The 12,488-nt window shown below is 68.9% G+C and carries 15 protein-coding genes; 11 read left to right on the top strand and 4 right to left on the bottom strand.

The genetic code is table 11. The features are described from left to right. Positions 1 to 75: 75 nt before the first annotated feature. The 3 genes from rpoZ (at position 76) to KF910_RS02725 (ending at position 3,505) form a co-directional block, all read left to right on the top strand. A complete protein-coding gene (gene rpoZ, locus KF910_RS02715; RefSeq protein WP_292258677.1) occupies positions 76 to 435 on the top strand; it encodes a DNA-directed RNA polymerase subunit omega in 360 nt (119 codons plus the stop codon). A 146-nt stretch (positions 436 to 581) separates the two neighbouring features. After that, positions 582 to 2,735 (top strand): RelA/SpoT family protein, encoded by a 2,154-nt coding sequence (locus tag KF910_RS02720; RefSeq protein WP_292258870.1) that lies wholly within the window; start codon positions 582 to 584, stop codon positions 2,733 to 2,735. Positions 2,736 to 2,764: 29 nt separating this feature from the next. Beyond that, entirely contained in the window at positions 2,765 to 3,505 is a 741-nt protein-coding gene (locus KF910_RS02725) for a TIGR00730 family Rossman fold protein (protein ID WP_292258871.1), read from the top strand. Positions 3,506 to 3,508: 3 nt separating this feature from the next. Here KF910_RS02725 and KF910_RS02730 read toward each other — a convergent pair whose 3' ends face one another. Continuing rightward, positions 3,509 to 4,009, bottom strand: a complete 501-nt coding sequence (locus KF910_RS02730) for a hypothetical protein (protein ID WP_292258678.1) — start codon at positions 4,007 to 4,009, stop codon at positions 3,509 to 3,511. Positions 4,010 to 4,123: 114 nt separating this feature from the next. On the opposite strand from KF910_RS02730, the gene pyrE reads away from it, so the two are divergent. The 7 genes from pyrE (at position 4,124) to KF910_RS02765 (ending at position 10,057) form a co-directional block, all read left to right on the top strand. Then, on the top strand, positions 4,124 to 4,711 hold the full coding sequence (gene pyrE, locus KF910_RS02735) for an orotate phosphoribosyltransferase (protein ID WP_292258679.1): 588 nt from the start codon (positions 4,124 to 4,126) through the stop codon (positions 4,709 to 4,711). Then, positions 4,708 to 5,448 (top strand): pyridoxine 5'-phosphate synthase, encoded by a 741-nt coding sequence (locus tag KF910_RS02740; protein WP_292258680.1) that lies wholly within the window; start codon positions 4,708 to 4,710, stop codon positions 5,446 to 5,448. Before pyrE ends, KF910_RS02740 begins: the two co-directional genes overlap by 4 nt. Further along, positions 5,445 to 5,846: a holo-ACP synthase gene (gene acpS / locus KF910_RS02745; protein WP_292258681.1), complete on the top strand. Its 402-nt coding sequence runs from the start codon at positions 5,445 to 5,447 to the stop codon at positions 5,844 to 5,846. The genes KF910_RS02740 and acpS overlap by 4 nt, the downstream gene beginning before the upstream one ends. A gap of 489 nt (positions 5,847 to 6,335) precedes the next feature. After that, a complete protein-coding gene (gene lepB, locus KF910_RS02750; RefSeq protein ID WP_292258872.1) occupies positions 6,336 to 7,112 on the top strand; it encodes a signal peptidase I in 777 nt (258 codons plus the stop codon). Continuing rightward, on the top strand, positions 7,112 to 7,822 hold the full coding sequence (rnc, locus tag KF910_RS02755; protein WP_292258682.1) for a ribonuclease III: 711 nt from the start codon (positions 7,112 to 7,114) through the stop codon (positions 7,820 to 7,822). The genes lepB and rnc overlap by 1 nt, the downstream gene beginning before the upstream one ends. Continuing rightward, positions 7,819 to 8,769 (top strand): GTPase Era, encoded by a 951-nt coding sequence (gene era, locus KF910_RS02760; protein ID WP_292258683.1) that lies wholly within the window; start codon positions 7,819 to 7,821, stop codon positions 8,767 to 8,769. Before rnc ends, era begins: the two co-directional genes overlap by 4 nt. Before the next feature lie 4 nt (positions 8,770 to 8,773). After that, positions 8,774 to 10,057, top strand: a complete 1,284-nt coding sequence (locus KF910_RS02765) for a serine hydrolase domain-containing protein (RefSeq protein WP_292258684.1) — start codon at positions 8,774 to 8,776, stop codon at positions 10,055 to 10,057. Here KF910_RS02765 and KF910_RS02770 read toward each other — a convergent pair. Genes KF910_RS02770 through KF910_RS02780 form a run of 3 tightly spaced genes read right to left on the bottom strand, consistent with a single transcriptional unit; the run spans position 10,001 to position 11,837 of the window. Further along, complete coding sequence (locus KF910_RS02770) at positions 10,001 to 10,441, bottom strand: flagellar basal-body protein FlbY (RefSeq protein WP_292258685.1); 441 nt, start codon at positions 10,439 to 10,441, stop codon at positions 10,001 to 10,003. The genes KF910_RS02765 and KF910_RS02770 overlap by 57 nt on opposite strands. After that, positions 10,438 to 10,734 (bottom strand): rod-binding protein, encoded by a 297-nt coding sequence (locus KF910_RS02775; RefSeq protein ID WP_292258686.1) that lies wholly within the window; start codon positions 10,732 to 10,734, stop codon positions 10,438 to 10,440. The genes KF910_RS02770 and KF910_RS02775 overlap by 4 nt, the downstream gene beginning before the upstream one ends. Continuing rightward, positions 10,734 to 11,837 carry a flagellar basal body P-ring protein FlgI gene (locus KF910_RS02780; RefSeq protein ID WP_292258687.1) on the bottom strand — a complete coding sequence of 368 codons (1,104 nt, stop codon included), beginning with the start codon at positions 11,835 to 11,837 and terminating at the stop codon, positions 10,734 to 10,736. Before KF910_RS02780 ends, KF910_RS02775 begins: the two co-directional genes overlap by 1 nt. Before the next feature lie 184 nt (positions 11,838 to 12,021). On the opposite strand from KF910_RS02780, the gene KF910_RS02785 reads away from it, so the two are divergent. Further along, positions 12,022 to 12,444, top strand: coding sequence for a flagellar assembly protein FliX (locus KF910_RS02785; RefSeq protein WP_292258688.1), 423 nt, complete (start codon positions 12,022 to 12,024; stop codon positions 12,442 to 12,444). The last annotated feature ends 44 nt before the right edge of the window (positions 12,445 to 12,488 follow it).

Raw genomic sequence — 12,488 nt, forward strand, 5'->3', positions numbered from 1 at the left:
GCCCTCACTGCATTGCACAATGCGCCCCAACTCTATATTTTGCAGGGTCCACTCCCCGCGCCACCCGAGGAATTCATGGCTCGCGTCACTGTCGAAGACTGCATCGAGAAGGTGCCGAACCGGTTCGGCCTGGTTCTGCTGGCCGGTCACCGCGCCCGCAACATCGCCAATGGCGCGCCGCTGAACCTGGATCGCGACAACGACAAGAACCCGGTCGTGGCCCTGCGCGAACTGGCCGAGGACGCCGTGGTCCCCGACGAACTGCGCGAGAACATCATCACCACCCTGCAACGGGTCGATGAGCGCACCGAGGCCGAGGACGAGGCCGAGACGGTGGCCCTGCTGGCAGAGCCCCAGCACATGAACATGGCCGAGCAGGAGCTGATCCGCGCCCTGCAGAGCGATCGCGACGGCGGACAGGAGGAGCGCTACTGACGGCCGAGGCCGGCACAGGCGTCACCATCCTGCCGGCGCAGCCCGAAGAGGTTCCGCCGAAACTCCGTCCTGCGAACCGCAACGATCCGCCGCCGACGCCCGCCGTCGGCGGCGATGTCGTATCCGGGGCCCGGCGTTCGCCGGTCCTGCGCCAGTTCGAACTGGTCGATGCGGTTCGCGCCTATGACCCGACCGCCGACGAGGACCTGCTGAACCGGGCCTATGTCTATGCGATGAAGATGCACGGCTCGCAGCTGCGGGCCTCGGGCGATCCCTATTTCGCCCATCCGATCCAGGTGGCGGGCATTCTGACCGACTACCGGCTGGACACCGCCGCCATCGTCACCGCCCTGCTGCATGACGTGGTGGAGGACACCTCTGCGACCCGCGCCGACATCGCCGCCATGTTCGGCGAGGAGGTCGCCATCCTGGTGGAAGGCGTGACCAAGCTGTCGCGGCTGGAGCTTCAGGCCGAACATACGCGCCAGGCCGAGAACCTGCGCAAATTCATCCTGGCCATATCGAAGGATGTGCGGGTGCTGCTGGTCAAGCTGGCGGACCGCCTGCACAACATGCGGACGCTTCAGTATGTGAAGCCCGAAAAGCGCGAGCGCATCAGCCGCGAGACGCTGGAAGTCTATGCGCCCCTGGGCCGGTCGATCGGCATCCACTCGATCGCGTCCGAACTTGAAGAACTGGCCTTCACCTATCTGAACCCCACGGCCAAGACCGCCATCGAGCGGCGGCTGGAGGCCCTGAAGCTGGAGCATGGCCGGGCCATCGACGGGGTGGCGGCCGAGGTCCAGCGGGTCCTGGCCGAGGCCGGGGTCAAGGCCGAGGTCTTCGGCCGCGAGAAGACCCCCTATTCGATCTGGCGCAAGCTGCAGCGAAAGTCGGTCGGATTCTCGAGCCTTTCGGACATCTATGGCTTCCGCGTGATCGTGGAGGCCGAGGACGACTGCTATCGCGCCCTGGGGGTCATCCACCGCGCCTGGCCGATGGTGCCCGAGCGGTTCAAGGACTTCATCTCGACGCCCAAGTCGAACAACTACCGCAGCCTGCACACCACCATCGTCGGGCCGGGCGGCCTGAGGGTTGAGATGCAGATACGCACCCAGGCCATGGACCGGGTGGCCGAGGACGGGGTGGCGGCGCACTGGCGCTACAAGAACCAGTCCTATGGTTTCGACCGCGAGGCCATGGAGGAGGACGGCGGGCGCGACCCGCTGCAGAACCTGCGCCACCTGGTGCAGGTGATCGAGCACGGCGAGGGCGGCGAGGACTGGGTCGAACACGCCAAGCTGGAGATGTATCTGGATCAGGTCTTCGTCTTCACGCCCAAGGGCGCCCTGATCACCCTGCCGCGCGGGGGCATGCCGCTGGACTTCGCCTACGCCGTCCATACCGAAGTGGGCGACACGGCGGTTGGGGCCAAGATCAACGGCGAGCTGAAGCCCCTGCGCACCCAGCTGCAGAACGGCGATGTGGTCGAGATCGTGCGCGGGCCGAAACGCGACATCCCCGCCGACTGGCGCAATCTGACCGTCACGGGTCGCGCGCGTTCGGCGATCCGGCGGCATATCCGGGTGTCGGAGCGCGAGGAGCTGATCAAGCTGGGGCGCGCCGCCCTGGAGCAGACTCTGACGCGGGCCGAGAAGGTGCTGGCCGAGGTCTCGCTGAAGCCCGTGCTGGAAACCCTGGCCGTGGCGTCCGAGGACGACTTGTTCGAGGCCATCGGGCGCGGGCGGCTGGCGCCGTCGCGGGTGGCCGAAACCCTGTTTCCCGCCCTGAAAGGCCGGCTGAAGGCCGGCCCGGAACGGCGTCGGATCGGTGAGGACAAGCCGCGCCTGTTCGTGCGCGGCGGCGGCCTGACGCCGGGCGTCAGCGTCCATTTCGGTTCGTGCTGCACCCCTGTGCCGGGCGACCGGATCGTCGGCATACTGGAACCTGACGTGGGCCTGACCGTCCACACCATCGACTGCGGGCGCCTGGCCGAGTTCGCCGACGACGACAGCGTCTGGCAGGACCTGCAATGGACGCCCCAGGCCGAACAGTCGGCGGTGGGGGCGGTGCGTATCCGCGCCACCATGCAGAACGCGCCGGGGGTGCTGGGCCAGGTGGCGACCGTGATCGGCGAGGCCGGCGGCAACATCCTGAACCTGGTCATGAGCCGTCGCCAGCAGGATTTCTTCGACATCGACATCGACGTCGAGGTCGAGGACGCCAAACACGCCACCAGCATCATCGCCGCCCTGCGCGCCAATCCCTCGGTCGATACGGTAGAGCGGGTGAAGGGGTGAGCGGCGACACGCCCAGCAACGCCGACAACATGGCCTCGCCGTCCTATCGTCTGGCGGCGCTGGACCAGGATTTCCTGCTGGGCGATTCCATGCGGGGCGTGCGCTTCCTGATGGAATACGCCAAGGCGGAAGAGGCCCTGCGGGCCTGGGGCGTGCGATCCACGATTGTCGTGTTCGGCAGCGCGCGCATCGGACCGGACGGCGGCGAACGCCATGCCCGCTGGTATGAAGAAGCCCGCGCCTTCGGCCGCATCGCCTCCGAACGCGGCGGCGCCCTGGTGGGCCAACCGGGACAGCCGCGCGACAATGTCATCGCCACGGGCGGCGGGCCGGGCGTCATGGGGGCGGCCAATCGCGGCGCGCACGAGGCGGGGGCGCCGTCCATCGGCTTCAACATCACCCTGCCGCACGAGCAGGAGCCAAACCCCTGGTCCACGCCGGCCCTGACGTTCCGGTTCCACTATTTCGCCATGCGCAAGATGCACCTGGCCATGCGGGCCAACGCCCTGGTGGTGTTTCCGGGCGGGTTCGGCACCTTCGACGAACTGTTCGAGATCCTGACCCTGCGCCAGACCGACAAGGCGCCGCCGATCCCCATCGTCCTGTTCGATGAAGCCTATTGGCGCTCGGTGATCAATTTCGACGAACTGATCGCCCACGGCATGATCGCGGCGGGCGATCTGGACCTGTTCCGTTTCGCCGAGGACGCCGAGGGCGTCTGGTCCTGCCTGCTGGACGGCGGACTGAAGCCGCACCAGTCGATCGAATAGCGCTTATTTCTGGCTGCGCATCATATGCAGGATGTCGCGGCGGAAGTTGATGCAACTGCCGGTCAGGGCGTCGGTCAAGACGAAGGTTATCGGCATTCCAGGCTCGACATCCTGAACGACCTCGGCGCGAAAACCCTTGGACTGCAGGAATTCGGCCGCATCCGCCGCCGCCGCCGCCGGGTCGCTCGCCACCAAGCCAATGCAGGCGTCGGCCCCGCCAACCAGGCCCATAACCGCGGGCGTGGAATGGTTGATGATGGTGCCGTCCATCATGATCGACCGCCGGACCTGGGCCGAGTCGGCCCGGAGCCGTTCCTTGCCGCCATACCGTTCCAGCAGGGCCACGACCGCGTCCTTGCCCTCAACGGACGAGGCGGTGAAGATCCGCGATCCCGGATCAGGGAAGGGCAGGGGATTGCGCCCCATGGCGACCATCACCGACCAACCTAGGATCGAGGCGACCAGCACCAGAACCACGGCCAGCAGCCATTTGGGAATGAACATGAGGGCGCCCCTGCTTTGCGGCGACGATCATTGGCGAGACCGGACCGTTTGACAAGCCAACGTTATGCAAGGGCGTGAATTGCGGGACGCGCGGCCAGGGTCTAAGCGCAGAGCATGACCAGCGAAGACGTCCTGAACGAATTCCGCGCCGCCGGCGCCCTGCGCGAAGGCCATTTCGTGCTGTCCTCGGGGCTGCACAGTCCGGTCTTTCTGCAGAAGAACCTGGTCTTCATGGATGCGCGCCGCTGCGAGCGGCTGTGCCGGGCGCTGGCCGACAAGGTGACGGCGGCGGTCGGGCCTGTTGACCTGGCCATTTCCCCCGCCGTGGGCGGACTCATCCCCGGCTATGAGACGGCGCGTCACCTGGGCGTTCCATCGATGTATGTCGAGCGCGAGGGCGGCGAATTCAAACTGCGGCGCGGCTTTCATGTCGCGCCGGGCCAGAAGGTGGTGATGGTCGAGGACATTGTGACCACCGGCCTGTCGTCGCGCGAATGCATTGCGGCGATCCGGGCGGCCGGCGGCGATGTGGTCGCCGCCGCCTGCGTCGTCGACCGCTCGGGCGGGCGGGCCGATGTGGGCGTGCCCCTGATCGCCCTGGCGACGCTGGACGTTCCCGCATACCCCGCCGACGCCCTGCCGCCCGAACTGGCGGCCCTGCCGGTCGAGGACCCGGGCAGCCGCAGGTTGGCCAAGGGATGACCCGTCGCGTCCGCCTGGGGGTCAATATCGATCATGTCGCCACGGTGCGGAACGCGCGCGGGGGCGTGCATCCCGATCCGGTGCGGGCGGCGCAAGAGGCGATAGGGGCGGGGGCGGACGGCATCACCGCCCACCTGCGCGAAGACCGCCGCCACATCACGGACGCCGACATCACCGCCCTGACCGATCTGTGCCGCCGGGCCGGCCGGCCGCTGAACCTGGAGATGGCGGTCACGGACGAGATGCTGGCCATCGCCCTGCGTCACCGGCCCCATGCGGCCTGTCTGGTGCCCGAGCGGCGCGAGGAGGTGACGACCGAGGGCGGCCTGGCCGTCGCGGGTCATGAGGCGCGGATCGCCCCGGTGGCCCGGGCCCTGGCCGAGGCAGGAAGCCGCGTCAGCCTGTTCATTGAGCCATCGCCGGAACAGGTCGCCGCCGCCGCCGCCGTGGGGGCGCAGGTGGTGGAGTTTCACACCGGGCGCTATTGCCACCTGCCGGTCGGCGGGCGCGACGCCGAGTTCGCCCGCCTGGCCGCCGCCGCGAAACAGGCCCATGCGGCGGGACTGGAGGTTCATGCCGGTCATGGGCTGGATTACGATACGGCGCGAGAGGTTCTGGCCATTCCCGAAATCGTGGAGCTGAACATCGGTCATTTCCTGATCGGAGAGGCGGTATTCGTCGGTCTGGGGCCCGCCATCCGCGCCATGCGTCAGGCGATGGACGAGGCGACGGCATGATCGTCGGGGTGGGCGCGGACCTGTGCGACATCCGACGCATCCAGACGTCCCTGGACCGGTTCGGCGACCGGTTCCGCAACCGGTGTTTCACCCCCATCGAGATCGCCCGTTCCGAGCGCAAGCCTGATGCGGCCTGGAGCTACGCCAAGCGGTTCGCGGCCAAGGAGGCCTGCGCCAAGGCCCTGGGAACCGGAATGCGGCGGGACGTCTATTGGCGCGACATCGGGGTGGTGAACCGGCCATCGGGCCAGCCGACCCTGGCGCTGACCGGCCACGCGGCCGAGCATCTGGAGCGGATGACGCCGCCGGGACATCGGGCCGAAATCCACCTGACGCTGAGCGACGAACATCCCTATGCGCTCGCCTTCGTGGTGATCGAAGTCTTGCCCGCGACATAATCACGCTATACCGAATTCGCGCCGAAAGACCGCGCTCAGCGGCCGGGGGACAGAACGATGAGCGACGAACACAAGCCGCACGACGAACACGACCATGGGCATGACCACGCGCACGCCCCGGACACGCCGGTCGAGGGCGCCCACGAGGCCGATCCGCATGCGGTCGAACACGCCCCCGCCGCGGTCGAGGCGATCAGCGACGGCGACGACCACGGTCATGCGCCGGAAGACCATGTCCACGCCGAGAGCGCGCCGGTCGACGAGGCCGAGCCTGTGGCCGCCGAGGTGACCGAGGACGTTCACGTCGACCATACGCTGGACCCGGTGGAAGCGGTCAGCGACGGTGACGACCATACCCATGCGGAGCCCTCGGCCCCGGCGGCGGAGGCGGCCCCCCTGGCGGCCGTCGCCGCGACAGCGGCGGCGTCGGATCGCAAGCCGATCTGGAGTGACGCCGGCGACGCCCCGTTCGAAGAACCCGCCGCACCCATCTATGACCGCAAGGCCCGCAAGAAGGGCCGCAAATCCGGCGGTTCGGCCAATGAGACGGTCGAGATCTTCAAGACCGTCTTCTTCGCCCTGCTGATCGCCCTGGTGATCCGGGTCTTCCTGTTCCAGCCCTTCACCATCCCGTCGGCCTCGATGGAGCCCAACCTCTATGAGGGCGACTATATCGTCGTGTCCAAGTGGAGCTATGGCTACTCCAAACACTCGATCCCGTTCAGCCCGGGCCTGTTCCAGGGCCGGATCCTGGACCGCGCGCCCAAGCGGGGCGACATCGTGGTGTTCAAGCTGCCGCGCGACAACAAGACCGACTATATCAAGCGGCTGATCGGCCTGCCCGGCGACACCATCCAGATGCGAGCCAACCGACTGTATATCAACAACGAACTGGTGCCCGACGTCGTCCTGAGCCAGAGCCAGGTCGAGGATATGTTCGGGCCCCGGCCGGTCACACGCCTGCGCGAGACCCTGCCGGGCGGCAAGACCTTCACCATCCAGGACTGGGGTCCGGGCGGGGAGGTGGACGACACCGGGGTCTATTCGGTGCCCGCCGGCCACTATTTCATGATGGGCGACAACCGCGATAACTCGGTGGATAGCCGGTACGACGTCAACAGCGGCGTCGGCCTGGTCCCGGCCGAGAACCTGGTGGGCAAGGCGGAGATCATCCTGTTCTCCTGGACGCCGGGCGCCTCGCTGCTCAATCCGGTGTCCTGGTTCGCCAACGTCCGGCCCAGCCGCTTCTTCACCGTTCTGGACTGATGGCCGACCGCCGGGCCGAGGCGGTCGCCGCCCTGGCCCGCCGGATGGGCCACACGTTCACTGACCGCGCCCTGCTGGAGCGGGCCCTGACCCACTCCAGCGTGGCCGAGGGCGCGCCGCCCGGCCCGCGTGGGCCGATCGACAACGAGCGGCTGGAGTTCCTGGGCGACCGCGTCCTGGGCCTTCTGGTCGCCGACCGCCTGTGCCGCGACAATCCTCTGGCGGACGAGGGACGGCTGTCCTCGGCCCTGCACGCCCTGGTGGACAAGACCGCCTGCGCCCGGGTGGGTGAGCGGCTGGGCGTCGGCGAGGCGCTGCGCCTGTCGCCGGGTGAGAGCAAGTCGGGCGGGCGACGCAAGGCCGGGCTGATCGCCGATGCGGTCGAGGCCCTGCTGGCGGCGGTCTGGCTGGACGGCGGCATAGACGCGGCCCGCGCCGTGTTCGACCGGGCCTGGGCCGAGGAGCTGGCGGCGCCGCCGCCGGCCGCACTGGCCAATCCCAAGTCGGCGCTCCAGGAGTGGGCCCAGGCCAGGGGGCGGCCCCTGCCGACCTATGCGGTCGTCGAGCGCACCGGCTCGGACCACGCCCCGACCTTCACGATCAGCGTCTCCGTCGAAGGCGTCGAACCCTTGACCGCGCAGGGGCGTTCGCGTCAGGAGGCTGAGAAGGCGGCCGCCACGGCCCTGCTGAAACGAGAAGGCGTGATTTGACCGAACCGACCCCCACCACGCGCGCCGGCTTCGTGGCCGTGATCGGCGCGCCCAACGCCGGAAAATCCACCCTGGTGAACCGGCTGACGGGGTCGAAGGTCTCGATCGTCACCCAGAAGGTCCAGACGACCCGCTTCCCGGTGCGCGGCATCGCCATGGCGGGCGAGGCCCAGCTGGTTCTGGTCGACACGCCGGGCATCTTCACCCCCCGCCGACGGCTGGACCGGGCCATGGTCGCCTCGGCCTGGGGCGGGGCGGAAGACGCCGACGCCGTGGTGCATCTGATCGACGCCCAGGCGGAACTGGGGGCCGAGGGCCGCGAGGGCACGGCCGCCGACCGCCGCTCGGCCGAGGACACCGAGACCATCATCGCCAATCTGAAGGCCACCGGGGCCAAGGCGATTCTGGCGCTGAACAAGATCGACGGCATGCGGCGCGACACCCTGCTGGCGCTGTCCCAGCGGCTGTTCGACACGGGGGTCTATTCCCAGGTCTTCATGATCTCGGCCCTGTCGGGAGACGGGGTGGATGATCTGAAGGCGCATCTGGCCGGGCGGATGCCCGAGGGACCGTGGCTGTATCCCGAAGACCAGGCCGCCGACGTGCCCGCGCGCGTCCTGGCCGCCGAGATCACGCGCGAGAAGGTCTATCTGCGGGTCCATGAGGAACTGCCCTATTCGGCGGCGGTCGAGACCACGGCCTTCGACGAGCGGGCCGACGGCTCGGCCCGGATCGAGCAGACCATCTATGTCGAGCGCGAAAGCCAGCGGCCCATCGTCCTGGGCAAGGGCGGCCAGACGCTGAAATGGATCGGCCAGAAGGCCCGGGAGGAGCTGACGCTGATCCTGGACCGGCCGGTGCACCTGTTCCTGACCGTCAAGGTCGATCCGAAATGGCAGGACAGCCGCGCCCTGTACGCCCAGTTCGGCCTGGAGTTCGACGTCTAGCCTCGTGTTCAACGTACCCAAGACCGCCGGGGGACACCCCCGGTTCGTGCTGGGCGGCCTGGCCGTCCTGATCATCGGCGGGGCGGCCCTGGCGGCGGTGGCGACCGCCCGCCCGGCGGCCGCGGTGCGACCGTCTCCGGCCCAGGACGCCGCGGCCCGTCCGGCCGTGGTGGCGGTCGAGGACCTGCCGCAGCTGGCCGCCCGCCTGCGCGAAAGCCGCTTCATGGGCGGCGTCCTGGTGGCCCAGGGCGATCAGGTCCTGTTCCGCCAGGTCTATGGCGAGGCCGACCACGACACCGGCGCCCCTCTGAAGCTGGACACCCGGTTCCGCCTCGCCTCGGTGTCGAAGCAGTTCACGGCGGCGGCGATACTGAAGCTGCAGGACAGGGGCGTGCTGGACGTCCGCGACCCGGTCTGCCGTTGGATACGGCCCTGCCCGGAGGCCTGGGCGCCGATCCGCATTCATCACCTGCTGTCGCACACCTCGGGCATCCCCGACCTGATGGCGCGGCCGGGATGGGGGGTGCGACGGGTGACGCCAGCGACGCTGGACGAACTGACCGAAGACTCAAAGCGCTATCCGCTTCAGTTCGCGCCAGGGACGAAGGTCAGATACAACAATGCCGGCTTCAACCTGGCGGCGGCCGTGATCGAGGCGGCGTCCGGCCAGTCGTATGAATCCTTCGTCCAGCAGGAACTGTTCGGCCCGGTCGGCATGAACCGCACGGGGCTGGGCGACGCGGCGGGGATGGCGCGCGGCTACGCCAACCTGCCCGGCGGACTGACGGCGCAGGATCGGGCCAATGTCTCGATCATTCCCGGCGCCGGGGCCGCCTATTCGACCCTGGACGACATGCTGGCCTGGGAAAGGGCGCTGCATCATGGCCGGGTGCTGAGCGCCTACAGCTACGCCCAGATGCTGGCCGACCATGCCCCGGCCGAGGCGCATGAGCGGGGTCGGACGAAGGACCGTCTTTGGGGCTATGGGCTGTTCACGGACGCCATCGGTCGGCGGGTGTCGCCCGCCCTGGACGTGCGTCAGGTCTTCCATACGGGCAGCTGGTCCGGGTTCCGCAACCTGGTGACCTGGCAGCCGGACAGCGATATCACCGTGGTGGTCCTGTCGAACAACTATCACCAGCGCGACCAGGTGCTGCTGATCACCCAGCAGGCGATGGCCGAGGCGCTGGGACGGCCGATCCCCATGGGGATGGCGCGCGCTTCGGATCGGTCAGGCGGTCCGGTTGAGGGTGACGGCGCGGCCGTCGCCGGGGGCGGCGGCGCCTGAGGCGCCATAGGCCGATGCGGGCGGGCGAGCGGCCGCCATCTCCTCGGCGATGGCGCGCACCAGGCCTTCGGAGATGACGCGGGCGGCCTCCACGGCCCGGCCATGACGCGCCAGGACGGCCTCGAACGCCTGGGTCGCGGCGATCAGGGCCATGCGGTCGGCCGCGGGCGCATCCGCCAGGGCGGCGGGACTGGCCTTCAGCTGGGCTGACTCGCGGCGATAGGTGTTGGCCATCTCCTGGGTCTCGGCCATTCCGGCGGCGACGTCCTGGGGCCGGCGCGATTCGAAGGCGCGGGTCTCGTTGATCAGCCGATCAGTCAGGTCCTCGGTCAGGCGGATCAGTTGGCGCACGCGGGCGGCGGCCAGATCGTTTCCGGCGGTCATTGCGACAGCTCCTGCATCTTCAGCATTTCGGACATCACCTGGTCGGCCAGGCCGATGCCGCCGGCGCGGACGGTCTGTTTGGCCATGGCGTCGATCATGAAGCTGCGCCAGGTGTTTTCGGCCTGACCCCCGCCGAACGGGCCGTCGGTCGACAGGCCTTCGAACATCGGTTTCAGCATCTGCGACAGGAAGCTGGCCTCGAAGGCCTCGGCCGTTTCGCGCATGCGCGCATTCACCTGAGGGCGTTGGGGCGCGGCGGCCAGAAGGTCGGGCGAGACGGACAGGTCGCTCATCACATCACCTCGATTTCGGCCTGAAGGGCGCCGGCGGCCTTCACCGCCTGCAGGATGGAGATCATGTCGCGCGGACTGACCCCCAGGGCGTTCAGCCCATTGACCAGGGTGGACAGGGAGGCCGCGCCGCCGACGATCCGCATCTGGCGGCCCAGATCCTCTTCGACGCTGACGTCCGACTGGGGGACGACGGCGGTCTGGCCCTGGCTGAAGGGCGCCGGCTGGCTGACCATCGGCGTCTCCTGGACCGAGACGGTCAGGTTGCCCTGGGACACGGCGACGGTGGAGATGCGGACGTTCTCGCCCATGACGATGACGCCGTTGACCTCGTCGATCACGACCTTGGCGGGGGCGTCGACCTGGACCGGCAGGTTCTCGATCCGGCTGATGAAGCCGGCCATGCCGATCTGGGCGGGCGCGCGCAGGGCGACGACCGAGCCGTTCTCGGCCATGGCCGAACCCGGATAGACGCCGTTAACGGCGGCGGCCAGCCGCTGGGCCGTGGTGAAGTCCGGGTTGCGCAGCGTCAGCCGCACCTCGTTCATATTGGCCAGCTCGAACCCGGTCTCGCGTTCCACCGTGGCGCCCGAGGCGATGCGGCCGGCCGTGGGCACGCCGCGCGTCACCGACGACCCGGACCCGCCCGAGGCCGAGACGGCCCCGGTCTGGACCGATCCCTGGGCCACCGCATAGACCTGACCGTCCGCGCCCTGCAGGCTGGTGACCAGCAGGGTGCCGCCCAACAGGCTCTTGGCGTCGCCCATGGTCGAGACAGAAACGTCGATGCGCGAACCGGGCGTGGCGAAGGCGGGCAGCTCGGCGGTCACCATGACGGCGGCCAGGTTCTTGGTGTTGGCGTTGGCCGAGCGGATGTTGACGCCCAGCCGTTCCATCATCCCTTCCAGGGACTGGCGGGTGAAGGGCGAGTTGCGCAGGGAATCCCCGGTCCCGTTCAGCCCGACGACCAGGCCATAACCGACCAGCTGGTTCGACCGGACGCCCTCCACCGCGGCGATGTCCTTGATCCGCGACTGGGCCAGGGCCGCGCCGGGCGTCAGTCCGACCATCAGGGCCAGGGCGAGGGCGGCAAGCAGGTTTTGCATCGTGGGGCCTTCCGGAAGCCGTTTCGATTAACCCTGATGCGAAAGCCGTGCCGGATGCGGCCTGTAAGAATTACAATGACTTGTTGATGTATCCGCCGCGAGGGGGCGGCAGGTTTTGCCGCGCCATTAACCAAACGGTGACGCGCCACGCCGATGGTCCGCGCATGGACTGGAGTCTCCGCCCATGAAGGTCACGGGATCGACCGGCGCCCCGGCGTCAACAACAGGACGGACCACGCCGCGCACGAGTGGGGGGTTCAGCCTGACGGGCGCGAGCGGCGCGGAACGCGCGGCGGCCACGGCGGCGGCGGTCGGCGCGGGGCCAGTCACCGACGTCACCGGCCTGATGGCGCTTCAGGGTGTCGAGGATGCGACCGAACGGCGTCGCCGGGCGATCCGGCGCGGGGCCGGCCTGCTGGACCGGCTGGAGGAACTGAAGCTGGCCATGCTGGGCGGCGAGGCGGGGGAGGCGGCGCTGGAACGACTGGCCCGCGCGGCCCGGGAAGACCGGCCTGACATGCCCGATCCGGACCTGGCGGCCGTGCTGGATCAGATCGACCTGCGCACAGCCGTCGAGCTCGCCAAGGCCGAAATTGGCCGTCGCTGAGTGTAATTGCTGAACTTCCTGCAACTTATCGCCGCTCATCAGGC

This window comes from Brevundimonas sp. (genome assembly GCF_019636155.1).
Lineage (GTDB): Bacteria > Pseudomonadota > Alphaproteobacteria > Caulobacterales > Caulobacteraceae > Brevundimonas.